At 65.2% G+C, this 23,326-nt stretch carries 22 protein-coding genes; 14 read left to right on the top strand and 8 right to left on the bottom strand.

Annotation, left to right across the window (positions count from 1 at the left end):
* The first annotated feature begins 4 nt into the window (after nucleotides 1-4).
* A complete protein-coding gene (locus ACWDTD_RS10520; RefSeq protein ID WP_449747050.1) occupies nucleotides 5-412 on the top strand; it encodes a YchJ family protein in 408 nt (135 codons plus the stop codon).
* 26 nt (nucleotides 413-438) lie between these two features.
* Here ACWDTD_RS10520 and ACWDTD_RS10515 read toward each other — a convergent pair whose 3' ends face one another.
* Nucleotides 439-2,079 (bottom strand): APC family permease, encoded by a 1,641-nt coding sequence (locus ACWDTD_RS10515; RefSeq protein WP_449747049.1) that lies wholly within the window; start codon nucleotides 2,077-2,079, stop codon nucleotides 439-441.
* Between the two features lie 92 nt (nucleotides 2,080-2,171).
* Complete coding sequence (locus tag ACWDTD_RS10510) at nucleotides 2,172-2,804, bottom strand: DUF2461 domain-containing protein (RefSeq protein ID WP_449747048.1); 633 nt, start codon at nucleotides 2,802-2,804, stop codon at nucleotides 2,172-2,174.
* Between the two features lie 211 nt (nucleotides 2,805-3,015).
* Between ACWDTD_RS10510 and ACWDTD_RS10505 the strand changes: the two genes are divergently transcribed.
* The 6 genes from ACWDTD_RS10505 to ACWDTD_RS10480 all read left to right on the top strand — a co-directional run bounded on the left by ACWDTD_RS10505 (nucleotide 3,016) and on the right by ACWDTD_RS10480 (nucleotide 7,999).
* Entirely contained in the window at nucleotides 3,016-3,270 is a 255-nt protein-coding gene (locus ACWDTD_RS10505; protein WP_449747047.1) for a BatC protein, read from the top strand.
* A gap of 6 nt (nucleotides 3,271-3,276) precedes the next feature.
* On the top strand, nucleotides 3,277-4,494 hold the full coding sequence (locus tag ACWDTD_RS10500) for a cupin domain-containing protein (RefSeq protein WP_449747046.1): 1,218 nt from the start codon (nucleotides 3,277-3,279) through the stop codon (nucleotides 4,492-4,494).
* A gap of 9 nt (nucleotides 4,495-4,503) precedes the next feature.
* A complete protein-coding gene (locus tag ACWDTD_RS10495) occupies nucleotides 4,504-5,391 on the top strand; it encodes a sucrase ferredoxin (RefSeq protein WP_449747045.1) in 888 nt (295 codons plus the stop codon).
* A gap of 30 nt (nucleotides 5,392-5,421) precedes the next feature.
* Nucleotides 5,422-5,976: a hypothetical protein gene (locus ACWDTD_RS10490; protein ID WP_449747044.1), complete on the top strand. Its 555-nt coding sequence runs from the start codon at nucleotides 5,422-5,424 to the stop codon at nucleotides 5,974-5,976.
* Nucleotides 5,977-6,450: 474 nt separating this feature from the next.
* Complete coding sequence (locus ACWDTD_RS10485; RefSeq protein WP_449747043.1) at nucleotides 6,451-7,779, top strand: ammonium transporter; 1,329 nt, start codon at nucleotides 6,451-6,453, stop codon at nucleotides 7,777-7,779.
* A 1-nt stretch (nucleotide 7,780) separates the two neighbouring features.
* On the top strand, nucleotides 7,781-7,999 hold the full coding sequence (locus ACWDTD_RS10480; RefSeq protein ID WP_449747042.1) for a hypothetical protein: 219 nt from the start codon (nucleotides 7,781-7,783) through the stop codon (nucleotides 7,997-7,999).
* A 49-nt stretch (nucleotides 8,000-8,048) separates the two neighbouring features.
* Here ACWDTD_RS10480 and ACWDTD_RS10475 read toward each other — a convergent pair whose 3' ends face one another.
* Complete coding sequence (locus ACWDTD_RS10475; RefSeq protein WP_449747041.1) at nucleotides 8,049-10,280, bottom strand: GH92 family glycosyl hydrolase; 2,232 nt, start codon at nucleotides 10,278-10,280, stop codon at nucleotides 8,049-8,051.
* Nucleotides 10,281-10,346: 66 nt separating this feature from the next.
* Here ACWDTD_RS10475 and ACWDTD_RS10470 point away from each other — a divergent pair, with 66 nt between their 5' ends.
* On the top strand, nucleotides 10,347-11,105 hold the full coding sequence (locus tag ACWDTD_RS10470) for a glutamine amidotransferase (RefSeq protein ID WP_449747040.1): 759 nt from the start codon (nucleotides 10,347-10,349) through the stop codon (nucleotides 11,103-11,105).
* A 21-nt stretch (nucleotides 11,106-11,126) separates the two neighbouring features.
* On the opposite strand, the gene ACWDTD_RS10465 is transcribed toward ACWDTD_RS10470, so the two are convergent.
* The 3 genes from ACWDTD_RS10465 to ACWDTD_RS10455 all read right to left on the bottom strand — a co-directional run bounded on the left by ACWDTD_RS10465 (nucleotide 11,127) and on the right by ACWDTD_RS10455 (nucleotide 16,240).
* Nucleotides 11,127-12,632, bottom strand: a complete 1,506-nt coding sequence (locus ACWDTD_RS10465; RefSeq protein WP_449747039.1) for an MFS transporter — start codon at nucleotides 12,630-12,632, stop codon at nucleotides 11,127-11,129.
* A gap of 519 nt (nucleotides 12,633-13,151) precedes the next feature.
* Nucleotides 13,152-15,209, bottom strand: a complete 2,058-nt coding sequence (locus tag ACWDTD_RS10460) for an amidase (protein ID WP_449747038.1) — start codon at nucleotides 15,207-15,209, stop codon at nucleotides 13,152-13,154.
* Nucleotides 15,206-16,240, bottom strand: coding sequence for an agmatine deiminase family protein (locus ACWDTD_RS10455; RefSeq protein ID WP_449747037.1), 1,035 nt, complete (start codon nucleotides 16,238-16,240; stop codon nucleotides 15,206-15,208). The genes ACWDTD_RS10460 and ACWDTD_RS10455 overlap by 4 nt, the downstream gene beginning before the upstream one ends.
* A gap of 212 nt (nucleotides 16,241-16,452) precedes the next feature.
* Here ACWDTD_RS10455 and ACWDTD_RS10450 point away from each other — a divergent pair, with 212 nt between their 5' ends.
* Entirely contained in the window at nucleotides 16,453-17,091 is a 639-nt protein-coding gene (locus ACWDTD_RS10450) for a TetR/AcrR family transcriptional regulator (RefSeq protein WP_449747036.1), read from the top strand.
* Here ACWDTD_RS10450 and ACWDTD_RS10445 read toward each other — a convergent pair.
* Nucleotides 16,998-18,122, bottom strand: a complete 1,125-nt coding sequence (locus tag ACWDTD_RS10445) for an SLAC1 family transporter (protein WP_449747035.1) — start codon at nucleotides 18,120-18,122, stop codon at nucleotides 16,998-17,000. The two genes, ACWDTD_RS10450 and ACWDTD_RS10445, sit on opposite strands and share 94 nt — an antisense overlap.
* Nucleotides 18,119-18,937 carry an alpha/beta fold hydrolase gene (locus tag ACWDTD_RS10440; protein WP_449747034.1) on the bottom strand — a complete coding sequence of 273 codons (819 nt, stop codon included), beginning with the start codon at nucleotides 18,935-18,937 and terminating at the stop codon, nucleotides 18,119-18,121. Before ACWDTD_RS10440 ends, ACWDTD_RS10445 begins: the two co-directional genes overlap by 4 nt.
* A 241-nt stretch (nucleotides 18,938-19,178) precedes the next feature.
* Here ACWDTD_RS10440 and ACWDTD_RS10435 point away from each other — a divergent pair, with 241 nt between their 5' ends.
* From ACWDTD_RS10435 to ACWDTD_RS10415, 5 genes are all read left to right on the top strand, one after another.
* A complete protein-coding gene (locus tag ACWDTD_RS10435; RefSeq protein WP_449747033.1) occupies nucleotides 19,179-20,000 on the top strand; it encodes a helix-turn-helix transcriptional regulator in 822 nt (273 codons plus the stop codon).
* Nucleotides 20,001-20,086: 86 nt separating this feature from the next.
* Nucleotides 20,087-21,811, top strand: a complete 1,725-nt coding sequence (locus tag ACWDTD_RS10430; RefSeq protein ID WP_449747032.1) for an FAD-dependent oxidoreductase — start codon at nucleotides 20,087-20,089, stop codon at nucleotides 21,809-21,811.
* A 53-nt stretch (nucleotides 21,812-21,864) separates the two neighbouring features.
* Nucleotides 21,865-22,425 (top strand): alpha/beta fold hydrolase, encoded by a 561-nt coding sequence (locus ACWDTD_RS10425; RefSeq protein ID WP_449747031.1) that lies wholly within the window; start codon nucleotides 21,865-21,867, stop codon nucleotides 22,423-22,425.
* A 45-nt stretch (nucleotides 22,426-22,470) separates the two neighbouring features.
* Complete coding sequence (locus ACWDTD_RS10420) at nucleotides 22,471-22,731, top strand: alpha/beta fold hydrolase (RefSeq protein ID WP_449747030.1); 261 nt, start codon at nucleotides 22,471-22,473, stop codon at nucleotides 22,729-22,731.
* A gap of 151 nt (nucleotides 22,732-22,882) precedes the next feature.
* Nucleotides 22,883-23,284 carry a winged helix-turn-helix transcriptional regulator gene (locus ACWDTD_RS10415; protein ID WP_449747236.1) on the top strand — a complete coding sequence of 134 codons (402 nt, stop codon included), beginning with the start codon at nucleotides 22,883-22,885 and terminating at the stop codon, nucleotides 23,282-23,284.
* Nucleotides 23,285-23,326 lie beyond the last annotated feature (42 nt).

Raw genomic sequence — 23,326 nt, 5'->3', positions numbered from 1 at the left:
CGCGATGAATCCGACGCCCGCCGATGACGATCGGTGCCCCTGCACCTCTGGGTCCACCTTCGGTGAGTGCTGCGGCCCGCTGCTGCGCGGTGAGCGTGGCGCACCGACCGCCGAGGCGCTGATGCGGTCGCGGTTCACCGCATTCGCCGTGGGCAACCGCGATCACCTGCTGGCGAGTTGGCACCGCGACACCCGTCCCGCCGAACTCGACCTCGTCGACTCGCTGCGCTGGTACCGGCTCGACATCGAATCATGCACTGGTGGAGGACTATCCGATACCGGAGGCACCGTTGCGTTCACCGCCTACTACCGGTCCGATGGCACTCGGGGAGCGCTGCACGAGACAAGCAGGTTCGTGCGGGAGCACGGCCGCTGGTCCTACCTCGACGGTGTCGTCGGTCCGCCTGCCTGACCACCCGGCGTACCCGACCACCAGGGTCAGGTCGCGGCATCGACCGCGGCCTGCCGCTGCGACTCCTCCTCTTCTTCGGCGCGCAGGATGTTCAGCAGGCTGTGATGGTTGGACAAGAAGACGGTGCCCGCACGCACGCCCCAGAAATACATGGTGAGTGAACCGAGCGCCACGACGATCGAATCCCAAGGCGCGGTGATGAACTCATGGCCTCCGAACGACCCGAGTGCCGACAGGGCATACACGAACACCAGGTAGGCGACGAGCCACAATCCCGCCGAGATGTCCCCCGGATCGCGCTCACCGCGCCAGTAGGTGATCACGAACCACACGCCGCCCACTGCGACGATCGGAATCGTCTTCCACAACTTGTCCCACGGTTCCCAGAAGATGACCAGTGAACTCACCATGAACGCCAGCGGCGCGATGATTCGCATACCCGGCAGCCGCGCCGATGCGTGTCCGAGCCCCACGTTGCGGAAGACGAACACCGAGACCGAACCGATCGAGAAGGTCAGTGCCGCCATCGCACTCATCACCTCGACGATGGCATGCCAGCTCGGCAACGGAAGCAGGAAGCCGATGCCGACGACGAAATTGAGCATCAACGCCCGAACCGGCACTCCGCGCTGGTGGTCCACTTCCATCATCCAGCGCGGAAAGAAGCCATTCTTGGCCAGTCCGTACACGTTTCGGCTGTTGGCGGCGGTGTACACGATCCCCGATCCCGACGGTGACACCATCGAGTCGGCGATCAGCAACCAGTACAACCACGTGAAGCCGAGCAGTTGCGCGAGGTCGGCGAACGGCGAATCGAAGTTCACCCCGGACCACCCGTGCAGCAGCGTGCTGTCGGGGACCGCAACCAGAAACGCTACCTGCAGCGCGAGATACAGCACGATGGTGAAGAGGATCGTGACGATCATCGCCGGCGCGAGGTGCTTGCGCGGATTGCGCGCCTCCCCGGACAGCTCGATGATGTTCCGAAAACCGGTGTAGGCGAACACGAGTCCGGCGGTGGCGATCGCGCCGAGCGCCGCTCCCCAGCCGTATGGGGCGAACCCGCCGTGCGAGCCCACCGCATGGCGATGGTCGAAGCCACTCGCGATCAGACACGCCACCGTGATGAGGGGTATGCAGACCTTGACGGCGGTGACCACGTTGTTGGACTTGGCAAACACCGCCACACCGAAATAGTTGATCACCACGAAGACTGCCATCAGCGCGACGGCGAGCAGGATGCCCAACGTGGTCAACTTCTCGTCGGAGAACACCCCGGGCAGATAGGCCGACGCGTACTGCACGACACCGGAGGCCTCGGTCGGCGGATTGCCCACATAGGAGAGCCACATCGCCCAGCCGATGATGCTGGCGGTCATCCTGCCGTTGGTGTACAGCGGGTAGCGAACGAGACCACCGGACTCCGGCTTCACCAGGCCGAGTTCGGCAAAGACCAAGGCGATCAACAACATCAGGCCGCCACCGATGAGCCACGAGACGATCGCCGCCGGCCCCGCGGCCTGGGCGGCATACATCGCGGAGAACAGCCATCCCGACCCGATGACGCTGCCCACCCCGGCGGCGACGAGAGACCAGAAACCGAGATGGCGATGCAGTCGCCGGTCCTGGGAGGATGCGTAGTCCAACTGTTCGGTTCGTGAATCCATTCAATTCATTGTTGCGCGCAATCCGGTGTCGACAAGCCCGTTGTCGCGAATGTCGTCAATGTCGCGAAAGATGTGATGTGCGAGAAACATCGTCAGGCATTGCCGTGTCGAATGATCCAGTCGATGAGGGGACGGGTCTCGGTCCAGTCCGATCGCACCCGGTCGACCAATTCCGAGGAATGGATCACGGAATCGAAGCCGTAATCCCGCATGACGGTCAATGTCTTGTGCCGCAACAGCTCGATGCGCGGATGACCGGTGTCCCATCCGCGAGGCGCCGTCTTGAGCCGATCGCCGCCGAGCTCCCACCCGTGCGACGTCAGATCGTCCAGCGCCCGCTCGAGTTCGCGGCCCGACCGGTTCTGGTCGATGGCTCCACGAATCGCGGCGAGCCGAGCGGCCGACGCCTCGTAGAAGCCGGCGCCCACCCGCACTCCGGCGGCGCCGATCTGGATGTAGTAGCCCGTCGCCGGGGCCACCGCCACGTAGGCGCCCTGATGGGTCTTGTACGGCGACTTGTCGTGGGAGAAGCGCACATCCCGATACGGGCGGAACATCTTCGCCTCGCCGAAGTCATCCGCGAGCGCAGCGGTCAACTCCCGCATCGGTGCGGCGACGGCGTTGCGATAGACCTCCTTGTGGGCCTCCCAGAACACCTTGCTGTTGTCCATCTCCAGGTCGTCGTAGAAGTCGAGGGCGGCCTCGGGGAAACCTTCGAATCCCATCTGCCGAGCATACGGGTGTCGTCACGACGAGCGCTTCGTCCGTCCCGATTCGGGTATGCGACATCGGACCGACACCAAACCGTGTCCTCCGGATCGTTTGTGCAACGAATTTCGGCCGAGGCGGGCGAACCGGACACATGTGTGTGGCGTTCTCGACATAGTGGAGGAGAGGCATCCGACGCGGGTGTCCGGACCACGACGGAGGTATGAGATGGCACTCGACGACGACGACATCACCACATCCAGCGCGGGCGGTGAAGGTCCTGCCGACGGCGGTTCGAACCCCGGTGGGCACGACGGCGGGGCCGATGGCACCGCGAGTGCGGGTGAAGGTCCTGCCGACGGCGGGTCGAACCCCGGTGGGCATGACGGTGGTGCTGATGGCACCGCGAGTGCGGGTGAAGGTCCTGCCGACGGCGGGTCGAACCCCGATGGGCACGACGGCGGGGCCGACGGTACCGCCTGAGTCGCGATGCTGAGTCGTTGTATCGCGGTCGATTCCGACGAATTCGGCCGCGACTTCTGGGGGCGGCGCCCCTTGCTCAGTCGTTCCGCCCGGCTTCCCCGCGACTTCGGCGATCTGCTCTCGGCCGCAACGGTCGATGAGCTGATCGCCGAACGCGGGGTGCGGGCGCCGTTCATCCGGATGGCTCGCGAGGGTGGGTTGCTGGCCCGCGACGACTACCTCGGGCCGGCCGGTCTGGGTGCCGAGATGCCCGATCAGGTCGACTCGGCCAAGGTGCTCGCGCAATTCGCCGCGGGCGCAACGATCGTGCTGCAAGGCCTGCACCGGTTGTGGCCGCCGGTGATCGAATTCGTGGGCGCCCTCGTCGACGACCTGGGCCACCCCGTGCAGGCGAACGCCTACATCACACCCCAGAGCAATCGCGGTTTCGACCCGCACTACGACGTCCACGACGTTTTCGTGTTGCAGACCGCCGGGCGCAAGCACTGGACGGTGCACCCGCCGGTGTTCACCGATCCGCTGCACGATCAGCCGTGGACCGACCACCGGGCGGCCATCGATGCCCGGGTGCGCGAGCGCCCCGTCATCGACACGGTGCTCGAACCGGGCGACGCCCTCTACCTGCCCCGGGGGTGGCTGCATTCGGCGAAGGCTCTCGGAGAGACGTCGATCCATCTCACGATCGGTGTCGCCGCGGTCACCGAGTTCGACGTGGTGACCGCCGTGATCGAGGAGATCGGGAAGTCCGTCCCCGAACTGCGTGCTGCATTGCGTATGACACCCGACCTCACCGATCACGACGAGGCGGCCGCCATCGCCGGCAAGACGTTGTCGGTTCTCGCCGACGTGCTGCGCGACCGTGGCCGGGAATTCGCCGACGCCGCCGCAGAGCGACTCTCCGCCCGATTCGCCAACCGCACACGGCCGACAGCCGTTCGACCCCTATCGACCGTCGATGCGATCGCTGCGCTCGACGCCGAGACTGCGGTGCGCTGGCGGCACGGCCTGATCGCGACGGTCACCGAGACCGGTGGTCGGGTGGAACTGCGCCTGCCCGACCGCACGATCGGATTCCCCGGCTTCTGTGCCGGTGCGGTGACGGCACTGCACTCCGGACAGTCGCACACCGCGGGCGCGTTGCCCGGCCTCGATGAGGCCGACGGCATGGTGCTGGTGCGTCGGCTGCTGCGCGAAGCGGTGATCGTCGTCGATCGCACCTCGTAGAGTTCGGAGATGACCGACCGCACCCCGTGTAGTGATCAGTCGCTGATCCGCGGCGACCCCATGTTCGGAACAGCCTCGCCCGGGACGGACTGGGTGTTCTTGGAGCTCAGCGGCGCTTGGGGGCCGTCGGCGTTCCTGGAATCGCCGCGCATCCTCGACACCGGCCTGGGCCGGGAGATCGTGCGACGGGTGGAGTCGGCCCGGATGCGGATCGTGGCGATCAGGCGGCCCGGCAAGCGGCCCGAAACCCCGCGGTGGCGGTGGTTCATCGCGTCGGCGACCCCGGGGTCCGAACGTGTCGTGGGTGGCGAGGTGGCCGGCCCTCGCGACTATCTCGACCTGGCGCTCGACGGGTCCGACGGCGCGCAGTCGGATACGCCGCTGGTGGTGGTGTGCGCACACGGCAAGCACGACCAGTGTTGCGCCGTGCGTGGGCGGCGCGCCGCTGTTGCGGTGGCGTCGATGTACCCCGATTGGACGTGGGAGTGCTCCCACCTCGGTGGTGACCGATTCGCCGCGACGATGCTGATCATGCCGCACGGCTTGAGCTACGGCCGCGTCGACACCGTTGCCGACCCGGCGACTCTGGTCGCCGACTACCTGGCGGGCAGGGTGAACGATTCCCGGCTGCGCGGCCGGACGTCGTTGGCCCCTGCGGTGCAGGCCGCCCAGCATTTCGCGCGGGAGCGCTTCGGCGACAACCGCCTCGACGCGTACCCCCCGCTCGAGATGGATTCACGTGACGGCCGGGTTGTGGTGGTGTTGGAGACGTCGGGGCAGCCGGTGGAGGTGATCGTCGACGAGGTGATGTCGGAGCCGCTGCTGTCCACGTGTGCGGCGCGCATTCCGGGTGCGGTGCGCCAGTTTTCGCTCGGATCGATCCGTACCATCGGGTAGGCGCCAGCCGGTATTTGTCAGGATGTAGAGATGTCGATGTTGAGCTACGAGGAGTTCGGCCGACGGTTCTTCGAGGTGGCCGTCACCGAGGAGCGTGTGGCTGCGGCGTTGGCGCCCATCACCGGAGACTCCTTCGAGGTCGGCCCCATCCCGTCGGGGCCCCGCGGGATCGCGCGGGTGTCGGCTCGTGTCGACATCGACGACCTGCGCATCACGCGTGAGATCGGTGACCTGATCACCTTCACCGTCGACATACCGCTGGCCATCGGCCTGCACGTGGACCTGCGGGTCGACAGTGTGGTGTACGACGTGCGTGGACTGGTGACCTTACCCATGGTCGTGCACGCGGCCGAACCTCTGATGCTGCGCATCGACGTGGACCCTCCCTCTCCCGGTGACGTGATCGTCGGCGTCTCCTCCCGCAACCTGCGCGGGGAGATCATCCGCATGGTGGCCCAGGTCGACGACGAGATCCGGCGCTTCATCGCGGCCCACGTGGCCGAGCAGATCTCCAGCCCGGAGACCCAGCAGGCACGCATCATCGACGTCGCCGCCGAACTCGGCAGGGCGTTCGAGTCGATGTAACCCGCCGCTGGTTGAGCCGCCCCCCCGCTGGTTGAGCCGCCCCCCGCTGGTTGAGGTGACCCCCGCTGGTTGAGCGTGTCGAAACCACCCCGCCCCCCGCTGGTTGAGCCGCCCCCCGCTGGTTGAGTCGACCCCCGCTGGTTGAGCTTGTCGAAACCACCCCGCCCGCCGGTTGAGCCGCCCACCGCTGGTTGAGCTCGTCGAAACCACCCCGCCGCTGGTTGAGCCGCCCACCGCTGGTTGAGCCGACCCCCGCTGGTTGAGCTTGTCGAAACCACCCGCCGCTGGTTGAGCCGCCCCCCGCTGGTTGAGCTTGTCGAAACCACCCCACTGATTATCTGACCGATTTACGCCGTATTTACTATTCGGGCACGAGAACGAGATCGTTGCCCACCTAGAGTCAGACTCGCGTACACCGTCGGTGCGCATTGAACACTCGTGTGAAACTCTTCTTGTCATAGCGGAGGTCCTCTCGTGCCACCTGAAGTCGATGACGCCATCACCACGATGTCGTCGGTCAACAACGAATTCTTCTACTGGGTGTCGATCGCCCTGATGATGCTCATCCATGCGGGGTTCCTCGCCTACGAGGTCGGCGCGTCGCGCTCCAAGAACGTCCTCGCCACGGCGATGAAGAATCTGCTGGCATTCGCGACGATCGTGGCGTCGTTCTACTTCGTCGGATGGTTCCTCTACAACGCAATGCCCAGCGGCTTCATCGAATTCAACGACGCCGCGAAGGCTGCACTGCCGTGGAGCGACAACATGGGCCCCAACGTGCAGGATTCGTCGAGCGGCATCTTCTGGGGTGCGTTCGCGCTGTTTGCCGCCACCACCGGTTCGATCATGTCCGGTGCTGTGCTGGAACGGATTCGGACGAGCGCGTTTCTGATCCTCACCGTCCTGGTGGGTTCGGTGGTCTGGATAATCGGCGCCGCGTGGGGCTGGCACGGTGCCGGGTGGATGCTCACCAAACTCGGGTTCCACGATGTGGGTGCGGCCGGATGTGTGCACACCATCGCGGGATTCGCGGCGCTCGGCATTTTGATCAACCTCGGTCCGCGCATCGGACGCTTCCGCCCGGACGGCTCGGCCGTGACGATCCGTCCGCACAACCTGCCCCTCACCATGGTCGGCCTGATGCTCATCTTCGCGGGCTTCTTCGGCTTCCTGATGGGCTGTGTGATCTACGGGCCGGGCGGCTACGCGACCATCTACGGAAGCCCGACAACCCTGTCGGCGTTCGCATTCAACACGCTGATGGGTCTGGCCGGCGGCATCATCGGCGCCTACATGACCTCGCGCGGTGAACCGTTCTGGACCATCTCCGGCGGGCTCGCGGGCGTGATCGGCGTCGCCTCCGGCATGGATCTCTACCACCCCGCACTGGGCTTCATCATCGCGCTCGTCGCCGGGGCACTCGTGCCCTACATCGGAAAACTGTTGGAGAAGTTCAAGATCGACGACGTCGTGGGCGCGGTGGCCGTCCACGGAGGCATCGGTCTGTACTCGGTGGTCATGGTGGGGATCTTCTTGGCCGGATACCCCAACACCGATGGCAACCCGAGCATCTCGTTCTGGGGCCAGATCGTCGGCGGGATCATCTTCGTCGCCCTTGGCTTCATTCCGGCGTATCTGGTTTCGCTGGCGCTGAAGAAGATCGGCATGCTGCGGATTCCGGCCGAAGTCGAAGAGCACGGCCTGGATCTGACCGAGGTCCCTGCAACGCCGTACCCGGAGGGTATCCCGGTCACCATGATGCGTACGGAGAAAGCAATTCTGATCGCCGAGGAGGCACGCTGAGATGTTCAGTCCGATCGACTCATATGACAATGCCGATGTGGTGTTCACGTTCGGCGGCAACTCGGTGGGCGTGTGGGTGGTGTTCATCCTGGCCGTGATTCTGTTCATCGCCTTCTTCGCGCGCATGATCACCCACGAGAACCACGCCTACAAGGCGATCATCGAGCACACCCCGGTTGAGCCGGGGCCCGCAGCCGAGGGCGAACCGCCGGTGTACTGACGGGTTCCGGCGCGGCGCCGCTCGGGACACGCACGCGGCCGACTCCCGATCAGTCCTCGTACGAACTCAGCGAGGACGGTCGGGAGTCGACCGGTGTGATCTGTGTGCGTGGACGATCGCTCATGTGCCAGTGCAGGATTGCCCCCTCGGTCAGAACCGTGTGCGCCATCACGAGGTTGTGGTGTGAGTCCGGGGCTGCGTCGCGCGGGGTCGAGACCGTGATCGCGTCGACAAACGGTCGGCTGCTCGAATTGCGGGGTGCATCCATCACCAGGTCGCGGCCATTCGCGAGGTGAATGATGCTGCGGCGCATCAACGGTGAACCCAGGCCCCATTCGGGACGGCCGGGGCAGTGTGGGTAGATGCCCAACGCGCTCAGCACGTACCAGGCGGCCATCTCGCCGTTGTCCTCGTCGCCGGGAAAGGCGGTGGGGGAGTACATGGTGTCGAGCACGCGGCGCACCTCCTGTTGAGTACGCCACGGTCTGCCGGCCGCGAGGTAGAGGTACAGGGCGTTGTGCACCGGCTGATTGGAGTGGGCGTACTGACCGTGGTCGGCCATCGCCATTTCGGTCATCTCGTGGATCTCGGCGCCGTAGTCGCCGACCTCGAAACGTGGCGGCGTGGTGAGCATCTGGTCGAGTGTGCCGGCCATGGCGGCGGCACCTCCGAACAGTGTGGCCAGTCCGGCCGGATCGTGCGGCACAGCCCACGAACTCTGCCAGGCACCTCCTTCGCAGTAGGGTCCGCCCCACTCGAACGGGTTGAACGGCGTGCGCCACGATCCGTCGGCGTCGCGGGCACGCATGAAGCCGACTCCGGGGTCGAACACATGGCGGTAATTCGTGGCCCTCTGCAACATGCGGGCGCGGGTAGCGTTGTCGCCCAGATGATCTGCGACCACGGCAATGGCCCAGTCGTCATAGGCGTAGTCGAGTGTTTCGGCGACCGATTTCCCGAATGTGCGGTAGCCGTGCTGCAGGTAGTCCTCGATGCCGCGACGCCCTGCGCCGGGCGGTGCGCCCTCACCCACCGGTGTATCCGCATGCCTCAGCATCAGTCGGTACGCGGTTTCGACATCGAAGCCATTCACGCCCTTGGCCACCGCGTCGGCGACAATCGCATCCAGATGGGTGCCCGGCATCGACGTCCGGTGCCCGGGAGACGGCCATTGTGGCAGCCACCCACTTTCGATTCCGGCGTGCACGAATCCCTGGAGGACCTCGCCCACGAACCCCGGATCCAGCAGCGTGAGGAGGGGGAACTGGGTCCGGTAGGTGTCCCAGGTACCGGTGTCGGCGAACAGGACGCCGGGGTGGACGCCGCCGTCGTACGGGCTGTAGTGGACGGTGCGCCCGTGGGCGTCCACTTCGTGGAGCGCGCGGGGGAAGAGCTTGGTGCGATACAGGCACGAGGCGAACGTCGCGATGGTGGTGTCGGGATCGGACGCGGCGTCGTCGAACGGTTCCACCTCCAGCTGGTCGAGCACGAGATCCCAGGCGGTGGCCGCATCGGCGGCGATCCGGTCGGGATCACGCGTGCCGAGTTCTCGCTGCAGGGTGACTGCGGCCTGCTCGGCGCTGATGAACGAGGTGGCGATGCGCACGGTCACCTCCGTGACGGTGTTGCCGAGGTCGGCGACCACGCCGAGGCCCTCACCGGTGTCCGGCGTCCGTGGCGTCCCGACGGCATCGTCGCGAAAGGTGTTCCAGTCGAGCACATCACGGTCGATCACGGCGACGAAGTGGTGAGCGAAATCATCGGGCACCCCACCGGAGTTGCCGCGGGTGTATCCGAGGATGGTTCGCCCGTCGGGTCGTACCCGAATGTGGCTTTCACCTCGCGTGCATTCGAGGATGATCCTGGCGTCGCAGCCGGCAGGAAACCGGAAGCGCATGATCGCGCAGCGCGCGGTGGGTGCGACGTCCACCCGAATGCCGTCGGCCACCAGGTCGAGGGACATACGGTGTGGGGCAACGACGGAACGGTCCCGTCGCCAGGCGGTGGCGCGGCGGTGCGCGGAGAGGCGTGGTGGTCCCGTCTGCGGGAGCACGGCGAACGATCCGTAGTCGCCCATCCACGGACTGGGCTGGTGGGTGCACCGCACCCCTTGGAGCTTCGGATTGTGCGGGTTGAACATCCACCCGCCGTGGCGCTGCGTCTGCAGTGTCCAGTGCGCCATCCCGAACGGCAGCGACGTGATCGGCAGCGTGTTGCCTGTCGACACTTCCGGAATGCTGTCGGTTCCCTGGAAGGGGTTGACGTGATCGCGCAGGGCCATACCTCTACGCTCTAACACGTCGCACCCCGGGTGCGTGAACGACGCGCAACAGGAAGTCGAGACCAGATGAGCACGAGCGCCACCACCTTGCCTTTCCTGCTGCTCTCCGTCCGCGCCGAACCCGAGGCGGCCGACGACGAGGAGCGCTCGGTGAGTCGACTCGGCGGACTCACGCAGAACGAGTTGGTCACCGTCAATCTGACGCGGCGCCCACTCGGGGCGGTCGACCTCGACGACTGGTCGGGAATCATCCTCGGCGGCGGGCCGTACAACGTGAGTGATCCCGCGGACTCGAGATCGGCAACTCAGGAGCGCGTCGAAAACGAGCTCCTCGACCTTGTCGGCCGGATCGTCGACGCCGACTTCCCCTTCCTCGGATGCTGTTACGGGGTCGGGACGCTGGGCTCGGTGATCGGTGCCACGATCGACCGCACCTATCCCGAACCCGTCGGATCCATGTGCGTGACGCTGACCGACGCCGGCCGGCGAGATGCGCTGTTCGTCGATGTACCCGACACCTTTGATGCCTATGGGGGACACAAGGAGTCGGCAGCAGCGCTGCCCGACACCGCCGTTCACCTCGCGTCCTCACCCGGCTGCCCCGTGCAGGCGTTCCGGGTCGGCGACAACGTCTACGCAACGCAGTTCCACCCGGAGCTCGATGCCGACGGTTTGTCGACGAGGGTCGACGTGTATCGCCATTTCGGCTATTTCGAACCGCACGAAGCCGAGTCGATCAAGGCCGCGGCCCGCGAACTCGATGCCAGGCACGCGCCGGCGATCCTTCGCCGTTTCGTCGAGCGTTACCGGCGCGCCGCAGGGTGAAGTCCGGCCGGCAGCATCCGATCAGCGTCTGCGCTCGGCTCTGTCGGCTTCGGAATCCACCTCGTGTTCGGCGGCCACGACCGCCTCCTGCTTGGCCAGTTCGAGCGATTGCCGTTCGGTGCTGTCGCCGGTCGCCTCTTCTTCCTCGACGACGATCTCGGCCTTGGACAACGGTTCGGTGATGTCCTCCAGCGACTTGCCCGCCGCGTCGACTCCGAAGATGACGGCGATGATGCCGCCGAGAATCATGATCCCCGCACCCAGGAAGTAGCCGGCGGTGAGGGGGCCGCGGGAGGTTCCGGTGCCGATCATGATGCCGAAGATCAGCGGCGCGATGGCGCCGAACACCTGGGCGAGCGCGAAGAAGTAGGAGATGACCTGCGACCGGATCTCCAGCGGGAAGACCTCCGAGACGGTGAGATACGCGCTGGATGCACCAGCCGACGCGAAGAAGAAGGACACGCACCAGAACACCGTTTGCGTAGCGGCGTTGAGCAGCCCGGCGTGGAACAGGCCGGCCGAGACGGCGAGGACCGCTCCCGAGAGGAAGTAGGTCGCGAAGATCATCTGACGACGGCCCCACGTGTCGAAGAATCGTCCGAGGAGCAGCGGCCCGAGCAGGTTTCCCAACGCGAACGGGAAGAAGTAGTACTGCGTCGAACTAGGAGTCGTGTGGTAGAAGTTCTGCAATACCAGGGCGTAGGTGAAGAAGATCGCGTTGTAGAGAAACGACTGTGTGATCATCATCGTCGCGCCCACGAGGCTGCGGCGCGGGTATTTGGTGAACAGGACATGGGCGATCTGTCCCAACCCGACTCGCGAGATCGGTCCCACCGCCATTGCCTTGTCCGGGTCTACGGCGGGCAATTCCCAAGTGGCGTCGACCTTTTGCTCCCGTGCCTGGTCGGTCACCTGCACTTCGATGTCGGACACGATCTGCTCGGCCTCATCGATGTTGTTGTGGGTCATCAACCAGCGGGGACTCTCGGGTATCGACCTGCGGACGAATATCAACACCAGACCGATGACCGGGCCGATGAAGAACGCCACGCGCCATCCGATGTTCGTCGGCAGGACGTTCGGGTCGAGGAAGAACAGGTTGGCGACAGCGCCCAATGCTGCACCGGCCCAGTAGGTTCCATTGACCATGATGTCGATCCGGCCGCGATATTTGGAAGGTATGAACTCGTCGATCGCGGAGTTCACGGCAGAGTATTCGCCGCCGATGCCCAGTCCGCAGATGAACCGGAAGATGGCGAAGAACCAGATGCTGGCCGCGAGTCCGGAAACCGCCGTACCGACCAGGTACAACACCAGCGTCCAGATGAAGATCTTTCGGCGGCCGTACTTGTCGGACATCCATCCGAAGAACAGTGCGCCGACGATCTGGCCGACGAGATACACCGTGCCCATCGCGCCGACCTGGGCCGACGACATACCCAGATCTTTCTGGTAGCCGGCCGAGGCGACGATCTGGACGGAGAGTCCGTCGAGGATCCAACAGAAGCCGAGCCCGACGAGAATCATCCAGTGAAACCTGCTCCACGGCAATCGGTCCAGCCGGGCTGGAACCAACGTGAACCGAGGGACGCTGGATTCGGTTGAGGAAGCAGACATTGCGACGCTCATGGTTTTGATCATGGCACTCGGACAATCCCACCGGACATGTCCCCGAACAGTGTCGAATCGACTGTGCCGGGGCGGGTTCGAGGGTCGCCGCATGGGATGTGGGACCAGCGAAGACGGCAGGCGTTCGGCCGTCCCGTCACCGTGAGGCCGAGTGGACCCGGCCTGACCTGCCGAGTTGATGATCTGAAGCGATCCACGGTGTTGGTCGAGCGAGGTGCGAAGGCGTTGCCTGAGGACGGTTTCACGCGTCATACGCGCCCGTCGGTCGATCCGACTGTGTCCACGTTGTCGGGAAGTCACGTTCGGTTCCGGCGCGCAGCCGATGAGACGGCACGAAGTCGCGGGCGAGATGTCGCAATCCGCGCGCTTGTCGCGCAAGTGTCCGAACGTTTTACACGCAGGTAAGGGTTGTGCCGATCAGCCGGCTCCACCGATCACCGAGTAGCGGCCCGCCGTTGCGCCGTCCTCGGATGCGGCCACTACGGCAATGATCGCGCCGTACGGCGCACGCCATTGTGAGTGCCGACGTTCGAACTCCGATGTCGGGATCTCCGCCGAGGCCGACCAGGTGGATCCGCTGCGGTCCACCGGCACCCCGATCCCGTTGACGAGAACCTGCAGCAGATGCGCAGTCGTGGAACCCGACACGACGATCCTCGACACCGGGTTCGTTGCTGTCGGGGTTGCCGTCACCGGATTCACCGGCACAGTTGTGCCCGTATGTAAGGACACCTCCACGGTCAGCTCCGGTGCCCGAACCCCGGTCACTGTGCCGACCCGCATGAGCGGCGGCAACTCGGGCGTCGAGGCCGGGGCGTGCCGTCGGCGCGCGGCTTGCTCGTAGGCCCAACCGCAGGCCAGCAGGGTGTTGTCGTCGTACGCGCGGCCGGCAAACGTCACGTTCACCGGCATGCCGATGTCGCGCATCGTACCCATGGGCACGTTCACGGTCGGGATGCCGTAGTGCCGGATCATGGTGTTGCCGGTGGACACCCATACTCCGTTGGCCATCGCCCTCGCGTGTGCGTCGGGGTCGGTATCCGCGTCGGCGGCGCCGACGTCGAGCGCCGACGGGAACACCAGTGCGTCCAAGCCGAGGTCGTCGAGCCACTGCTCGAAATCCACCCGACGCAGTTCCTCGAGGCCGCGCACGCCCGCGGCCAGGTCGGGGATCTCCTCGAGCGTCGGAATACCGCGCGCGGCGCGGGCGGGGTATTCGCTGATGTCGAGGTTGTAGCGCGCATAGTATCCGTCGAGTTCGTCCGGGATGGCGCGATCGGGCAGCGGGAAGATGAGGTCACCGTCGACGTCGGCGAGCCGATGCAACGCCGGATCGCCGGTGGCCTGAAGATAGTCATCCCACGACCACATCGTCAGATCCCACATCTCGGCGTCGAAGTAGCCCTCGGGCAGTATCCCGCGCACATAGCCGTCACGGGCGCCGGGACGATCGAGTTCGTAGTTGGTCAGGGCGGGGAAGTCGACGTCGATCACCTCGGCGCCGGCGTTGACCAGATCGGCACGCGCGCGGTTCCACAATTCGATCACCGACGGTCGCGGAGTGATCGGCCACCCGGCGTGCGGGTCCTGGCCGAGAATGATCCGCGGCACACCGAAACGTTTGCCACGCAGCGCATCCCGGTCACGCAGTGACAGATACGACGACGGCCGCACCGTCGATGCCGTGGGGAGCGTTACCCACGGCTGGGTGCGCCAGAAATCGCCGCGCGTGTCGGGATCGTCGGCCACGAGAACGTCGAGCAGGGTCAGCATGTCGTCGACGGTGCGTGTGTGCGGCACCACCACATCCATCGTGGGGGTCAGTGGCCAGTTGCCGCGCACCGAGATCACTCCGCGTGATGGGGTATAGGCCACCAACGCGTTGTTCGACGCCGGCGAACGTCCACTCGACCACGTTTCCTCACCGAGGCCGAAGGCGGCCATGCTCGTCGCGGTCGCCACGCCCGAACCGTTCGACGACCCCGACAGGTATGCAGCCGCGAGATAGTCCCGGTTGTAGGGACTTTCGGCACGTCCGTATACCCCACGTTGCATACCGCGGTTGGCCATCGGGGGCATGTTGGTCAGACCCAGACAGATGGCACCGGCCGCACGCAGGCGTTCGATGGCGAAGGCGTCCGACCCGGCCACCAGATCGGCGAACGCCGGCGAGCCGGACGCCACGGTCAATCCGCGAATGCGGTAGCTGTCCTTGGCGGTGTACGGGATTCCGTCCAGCGGGCCGCGCGTCTCACCGCGAGCGCGGCGCTCATCCGAGGCGCGGGCCTCGACGAACATGTCGGGGTTCAGCACGGGAATTGCGTTGAGCGCCAAGCCGTGCCGGTCGTAATAGGCGATGCGGTTGAGGTATCCGGCGACGAGTTCCACACTTGTGACCGCGCCACTCGACAGTGCCGCACCCAGTTCGGCGATGGAGGCTTCGACCAGGGGTGGGGTTGTGGTGGTGCCGGTCATGAGTGGTTCTCGACTGCGGGTTGCTGCTGTGTGATGCAGTGGATGCCACCCCCGCGGGCGAGGAGCTCGCGAGCGTCGATGCTCACCACGCTGCGACCCGGGTGGGCGGCGGACAGGATGTCGGCGGCCCGCGCATCGGCCTCCGGTTCACCGTAACCGCAGGCGATCACGCCGTCGTTGACCACGAGATGGTTGATGTAGCTGTAGTCGACGAAGCCCTCGGAATCCCGGATGGTCTCCGGTGCGGGGAGATCGATGATGTTCCAGGAGCGACCCGCGGCGTCGGTGGTGGTCGCCAGGAAGTCGCGCAGTTCCCGGGTGACGGCGTGATCGGGATGGTCGGGGTTCGCCTGGTGGTGCAGGAGAAGGGTTCCGGGGGAGGGGATGGTGGCAACCATGTCGACGTGGCCGCGGGTACCGAAACGTTCGTAGTCGCGGGTCAATCCGCGTGGCAGCCAGATCACCTTGCGGGCGCCGATGGTGCGTTCGAGTTCGGCCTCGACGGTCTCGCGGGTGGCGTACGGATTGCGTCCGGGATCGAGTTGCACGGTCTCGGTGACCAGGACGGTGCCTTCTCCGTCGACGTGGATGGCGCCGCCCTCCTGGACGAGCATCGAACTGACCACGGGCACCCCGGCCTGCCCGGCGACGAAACGACCGATCCGGCGGTCGTTGTCCCACTCGGCCCATTCCTGGGCGCCCCAGCCGTTGAAGGTCCAGGTGACCGCGGCGAGGTGACCCGAGTCGTCGGTGACAAAGGTCGGTCCGATGTCCCGCATCCAGGCGTCGTCGAGTGGGGCCTCGACGATGTCAACCGCGCCCGCGAGCAGGCCCCGGGCGCGCGCCATCTCCGTCGGATCGACGACCACGGTGACCGGCTCGAAATCGACGACGGTGTTGGCCACCTCGCTCCACGCCGCATACGCGGTGTCGGCGTCGGCGGCGCTCTCGGCCAGTGTGGTGTTGATCCGGGGGAAGGCCATCCACACGCGGTCGTGCCGAGCGGTCTCGGCGGGCATTCTCCAGGCCATCGGGCTACCTCTCTGGGAGTTATTGATCAGATAATCAATAACTCAGACCATAGGGTGGTCGGCGCCCGTCGTCAAGGCTTGTGAGCAAGATATTGATTCATCGATCAATAGTCCTTGACGTGATGACCGCCCCGCGTGATGATCGCTGATGTGACGGTGTCAGGGAGTAGGGGAGACGAGTGGGCCGCGAAACCGCGAGGTCTCCGGCGGTCATGAGCGGCGGGTCGGGCGGGTCGCGTGTCCGTGCCCCACGCAAGTCGCCGGCCGAACGTGCCCACGAGATCCGTTCGGCGGCTTGTGAAGTTGCCCTGTCGCAGGGGCTTCCCACGTTGACGCTGCGCTCCATCGGAGCCCATGTGGGCGTCGCGCCGGCGCTGGTCGCGCACTACGAACCCAACATGGAAGACCTGATCGCGACGACGTTCGCGGCGATCGCCGGGGCCGAGGTCGCCGAGATCGGCGACCTCCTCGGATCGGAATCGACGCCCACGGACAAGTTGCGCCGGCTCATCGCAACGCTCACCGAACCGGGCCGTGACGAGGTCACCGTCGTCTGGGCTGATGCGTTCAGTCTCGGGCGTACCAACGAGCCGTTGGCCGCGGCCGTACGTACCGCGATGGACGAGTGGCAACTGTTGGTCGCCGAATTGATCGGCGAGGGAATCACCGCAGGCGAGTTCACCACCGACGACGCTGCCGACGTCGGCTGGCAGTTCCTCGGCATGATCGACGGGGTGAACTCACACGCCCTGGTGCACTATGCGCCCACCGCCGACCGCGGTCGACTGGTACGGCGGGCGATGGAAAACGAACTCGGGCTGACGCGGGGGACGTTGCAGTCGCTCAGCTGAGCCGGTCTGCGCCCTGGTGTGACAGGGGCGCCCCAGGCAGGGCGCGAAGGTGCCGGCGACCGGTGGCGATGATTCCGAGAGAGCGGACAGCAACCGTACCGACCACCACGGTTGCCATCAACACCGCGAGCCAACCGAGCGCGACATCCCCGGGCGCCGGCGGATTCACCGGTGAGCAGATGCACCGCGTACGTGCCACTTGATGCTGCGGTGAAGGTGATCGCCCAGAAACCGAGGACGAATGCCGTATGCACATAGTGCCGGATGAGAAAGAGTTGCGGTGCAAGCATCGCTACCATCAGCGCGCCCAATACGATGTTGACGTTCGACGGTGTTCCGTGGCTGATGGCCCACCACGCGTTTCCCGCGACAGCCGGTGGTGCCGAGACGATTGCGAGCGTCGGCACCAGTGGATCCGGGAGCTCCGGTCCGGTCATCAGTCGAAATATGAGCACGGTGGTGATCACCACCGAGAAGAAGATCCCGACCGAAAAGTAGCCCAACGCAATGGCTGTCTGGCCGATCGCAGCCATCGACTGTGCCGCGATCAGCACCGACGCGACTGTCGGCAGCAGGTACCCCCCGTGGAGGTTGCTCGGATCGCGAGAGACCGCCACCAGCCTCGCCACGAACCAACTACCGAAGACCGTGGTGGGCGCGAGCATTGCCCACACTCCCACCACGGCCACGGTCGGCCACCACTCGACGAGACGTGCTGAGATCAACGAACCCACCGTGGGTATCAGAGCGGCAAAAGGCCCGAGTACCGGGTTCTCCAAATCGGTTCTGATGGCCGTGAATCCGCCCGCACGATGGAGATATCGGGCGATCGTCACGATCCATACCGTCGCCGCGGCCACCCACAATATGTCGCTGATCGCCTGTGGCGCTGCCAGTTGCTGCGCCGCTACCGTCCAGGTCCCGGCCAGTCCCGCTGTACCGAAGGCGATTCCGAAGGTGTTCAACGCGATCCGAGGCCGCTTCGAAGGGTGCTCGGTTTGCGTGCCGAACTTCTGTTTTGTCGAAATCACTGCCTGATCCAGGCGAGGATGTCCTGTTGGAGTTGCCGGCGGTAGTCGCCGTGAATGCCGTGTGGAGCGCCCGGATACACCTTGAGCGTGCCGTCCTTGACCAGATCGATCGACTTGCGCGCGGCGGCATTGATCGGCAGGATCTGATCGTCCTCGCCGTGCGCGATGAGAATCGGAACGGTGAGCGCCTTCAGGTCTTCGGTCTGGTCGGTCTCGGAGAAGGCCTTCACGCAATCGTAGGCTGCCGAGAGGTTCACCAACTGGCCTTGTCGCCAGAAGTCGAGTTTGGCTCCTTGGGATACTGCGCGTCCGTGGTTGGCTCCGTAGAACGCTTCGGTCAGATCGAGCCAGAACTGTGCGGAATCGTCGAGTACTCCAGCGCGGATATCGTCGAACGCCTCCATCGGGGTTCCCTCGGGATTGGACTCGGACTTCACCATGATCGGCGGGATGGCTCCGGCTGTGATCACCTTGGCCACCCGATCACGCCCGTACTCGGCCGCGTAACGCACCACTTCGCCGCCGCCTGTCGAGTGGCCCACGACGATCACGTCTGTCAGGTCAAGCGCCTCGACAAGTACGGCAAGGTCCTTCGCGTACTGGTCAATGGAATGGCCGACGGCCGTCTTCTGCGAGCGCCCATGACCGCGTCGGTCATGCGCGATTGTACGGAAGCCGTTGTCGCTGAAGAACTTCAGCTCCGGCTGCCACGCGTCGGAACTCAATGGCCAGCCGTGCGCGAACACAATCGGTTGACCCTCGCCCTGCTCTGTGTAGTAGATCTCGATTCCGTCGGGTGTGGTGATCGTCGGCATCGTTTGCTCCCTTGTCTGCGCTGTTGTGGTTGCTGGTCAGTCTGCGGTTACCGCCGGACGACGGCTTGACCAGAACGCTAGGAGGAGGTTCGGCGGTGCGCATGTCCCTGTCGGGGTCACCCAACGCCGACTCAGAAGATGAGTTGGAAAATCCAACTCAGGTGGGTACACTCTTGACCATGCGTCGGAGTCCGCGGGCCTCGAGATCGTGAATGCAGCCGCGCCGCAACCCGGTACATCGATGCCGACGCGCTCCGCGCTCGGTGAGTATCTGCGCGCTCGGCGTACCTTGGTCACCCCCGAGCAATTGGGGATCACCACACACACTCGTCGTCGCGTTCCCGGTCTGCGTCGAGAAGAAGTCGCAGACCTCGCCGGAATGAGCCAGGAGTATTACCTGCGTCTCGAACAAGGCAAGGATCGTCGACCGTCGGAGCAGGTGTTGCGTGCCCTGGCCCGAGCGCTGCTTCTGGACGAGAGTGCCACGGAACATCTTCTCAACCTCGCTCGGTCGTTCGACTTCGATCCTGTGACCGCAGGACTCGCGGTGGAAACCGACTTTCTCAACGAGGTGCTCGGGACGTGGTCAGGCACACCGGCCTACATCGTGGATTCGCGGCAAACCGTCCTCCTGGCCAATGCGATGGCACAGCAGGTTGCGTCGGGCCCATTCACCGTCGGCGTGAACATCGTCGAGGCAGTCTTCACCGACGACATCATTCGAGCATCACCCACCTGGGAGGCGCTTGCCACCCGGATGGTCAAGCGGCTGCGGTTCTTCGGCAATCCCTACGACCCGGGCCTGCACGAACTCGCCGACCGTCTGTCTGCCGTCGATCCGCTCTTCCGGACCCTCTGGGAACGCCACGACGCCGACCCCGGCTACAACGGGACCGTCAACCCTCCCGTGCAGGGGTTCGGCCCCGTTCCCCTCAGATACCAAACACTGCTCATCCCCGGCACCCCCGGATACCTGCTGTGTGTTCTGGTCGCCGAACCGGGCAGCAGGAGTGCAGAAGTGATGGAGTACTTGGCATCTCGCATCGCTGATGTTCACCCGTAGGTGGCGCAGACTCCGACAGCGGGCTCCGAATAGCCTGACCCCCGCAGGGGCAGGCCCATCGCCGGCACGCGCCATACCTTTTGCGTATGGACGATTTCGACACGAATCCGACGATGGTCGACGCTTCTGTAGCGCGCGTCCTCGTGGACGAGCCGGTGGATGGCGAACTGCTAGCGATCGCCTACCCCACGCTCTCCGAGGAACAACTGCGCACGCTTCGCGCGTACGGCGAGGCCGAGGACTTCGGGCCGGGAACCGTACTGCACGCTGCGGGTGAGCGCGGTGATGAGCTGTTCCTCCTCGATGTGGGAGAAGTGGACGTGCTGACCTACAGCCACGAGCGACGCGAGGGGCTCGCGGTACTCCGGCACAGCCCCGGCAGCATCATCGGCGAACTCTCGGCGCTCGCGGGCCAGCCGTCGTTCGTCACCAGCAGGGCTGTCTCGGATGGGGTAGTCCACCGAATACCCCATGAGGCGTATCGCAGTCTGATGGACAGGGAGAACGAACTCTCCGACGTCTTGCTGAGGGCGTTCGCTGCCCGGCGGTCCCTGCTCCGCTACGGGGTGGTGGCCGACTCATTCCACGTCGTGGGAACCCGGCACACCCGGGAGTCTCTGGCCCTGCGAAGCTGGTTTGCGCGACAACGCATCCCGCACAAGTGGTTCGACGTCGATGAACCGTCGGGTGCGCTTCGCGCGCAGTCGGCAGGACTGCGGGCCTCCGACCTGCCCGCGGTGCTGAGCGCGGCCGACACCATAGTCACCGCCAGTCCGGCCGACGTCGCGGCGCGATTCGACATTCGATTCCGCACCGACACGGCCAGGGACGTCGACCTTGTGGTGATAGGTGCCGGACCCGCGGGTATGGCCGCGGCGGTCTACGGGGCGTCCGAGGGGCTGCAGACCGTGGTGCTCGATGCGGTCGATGTCGGGGGTCAAGCAGCGTCGAGTGCTCGTATTGAGAATTACCCGGGATTCTCGTCGGGTATCAGCGGCGGGGATTTGCTGGCAACGTTCGGCCTGCAAGCCGAGAAGTTCGGTGCAGAACTGCTGGCCGCTTCGCCGGTGAAAGAATTGACCTCCGACAGCCAGTCACTGCGCACGCTCCTCGTCGACGGTCGTGAATTCACCTGTCGTGCGGTGATACTCGCGACGGGCGTGTCCTATCGATCGCTGGACATTCCGGGCTGGGCCGACCTGGAACACACAAGCGTCTACTACGCAGCGACGGAGATGGAAGCGCGTAGCTGCGTCCCGGATCCGGTTGTCGTGATCGGTGGCGCCAATTCGGCGGGCCAGGCGGCCCTGTACCTGAACAGCCAGGGATCGGACGTGACGATGGTGGTGCGCCGCGATCTCGATGCGGCGATGTCGTCGTATCTGGTGCAGCGGTTACGGGCGACACCGGGCATCCGGATCATGGAGGGCTCCAATGTCATTGCAATGCAAGGCGAGTCGCGGATGGACTCGGTATCGGTGAGAACGGCCACCGGAGATGTCGAGCGCTTTCCTGCGCGCGGAGTGTTTTGTTTCATCGGCGCAGAACCGGCGACCTCGTGGATTCCGGAGGTGTCCCGGGATGACGACGGGTTCATTCTCACCGACACGGACATCGGCACCGATGACGACGACGTGGAGGCCGTGTGGCGCGCGATGGGGCGCGACAGGCTGCCGTTCGAGACATCGGTTCTCGGTGTCTTCGCCGCAGGCGACGTAAGGCACGGATCGATGAAGCGGGTCGCAGCGGCCGTCGGGGAAGGCGCCTCAGCGGTCCATTCGGTACATCGAGCGATTGCGCCACGTGTGTGACGCCGTGAAACACATCGCGCACTTCACGACAGGACTTCACGAGGAGTAGAGACATGACCGACATCATTTCCACAGCGCCCACGAGACAGATTCTCGCTGCGGACGCGCACACCGAGTACATCGACGGTCGGAAGGCGCGGTTCGCGTATCGACGTCTGGGTGTTCGACGCGGCATTCCGCTGGTGCTGGCGCTCAGGTTCCGTGGAACGATGGATCACTGGGACCCCGACTTCCTCGACCGACTCGGCGCGTCGCGGGACGTGGTGATCTTCGACAACATCGGGCACGCAAAGACCAACGGTGACGCCCCGACAACAATGCATGCGCTCGCGGGTGGACTCATCGATTTCGTCGAAGCGCTCAACCTACGGCAGATCGACCTGTTGGGCTGGTCGCTGGGCGGAATCGTGGTGCAGGAGGCCACATTACAACGTCCGGACCTGGTGCGTCGCCTTGTTGTCGCCGGCAGTTCACCCGGCGGTGGCGTTCCCGGCATGCCGCAAGCGGACCCGAGGATCTGGCAGGTTGCAACCAAACCGGTCAACGAAGACGATGACTTCCTCTTTCTCTTCTTCCCCGAGGAGGAGAATCCTCAACGTCTCGGTGTCGAATAATTGCGGAGACTCGATGCACGCGCAACGTCCGTCGAGCATGTTCCCGTGTCGTTGGACACCATGACAGCGCAGCTTGCAGTGATCGCTTCGACGGGATCGAGTGTGTGGGATCGGTTGGCGGAAATCACAATTCCGGCGCTGGTGGCGAACGGGTCGCACGACAGGATGATCGATGCGTACGCAACGTTCGCGATGGCGGGCAGACTGCCGGACGCCAAAATCGTGCTCTACAGCGACGCGGGACACGGATTCCTGTTCCAGCACATCGACGATTTCACCGGTGAAGTCGTGCGCTTTCTGGAATGACGTGGCACTCCGAGGCAAGACGGCTGGTTATCGTGCCCGTCGATACGATTCCCGGGATCGGGTGCCCGATGGAGGGGCCTGACGCACCGAGAGGAGTCAGCTCGTGGTGAGAGCAGGCGAGAAAGACGAGGCGTGTCCCATCGCCCGCAGCATGGCGGTCCTGGGTGAACGGTGGTCGATGCTGATACTGCGAGAAGCGATGCTGGGCGTCACGCGGTTCTCAGACTTCCGCGAGACCCTGGGGATTTCCGCCGACACACTCAGCGCCCGACTGTCGACGCTGGTCGATGCCGGCGTGTTCGCCGTCGTCGAGTACCAGGAACCAGGGGACCGGCGCAGACACGCGTACGAGATGACCGAGGCCGGTGCGGATGCCAGCGTGATCCTGGCGGCACTGAGTCAATGGGGACACGTCCACCTGCCCGTGGCGGAGGAGACGGCAAATCGGTTCATCGACTCGACCACGGGCGATCAGGTAGTGGTGCGGGTCGAGAATCGCGACGGGCGGCGCGTCAAGCCCGCAGACGTCGTGCTGTCACGCGGGGCCAACTGAAATACCTGCGCCGACCGACCGGTCAGCGCGTGGGGGACCGAC

The sequence above is a fragment of the Gordonia sp. NPDC003425 genome, assembly GCF_053588635.1.
The sequence above is the reverse complement of the archived record's forward strand: the minus strand, read 5'-3'. Positions and strand labels throughout refer to the sequence as shown.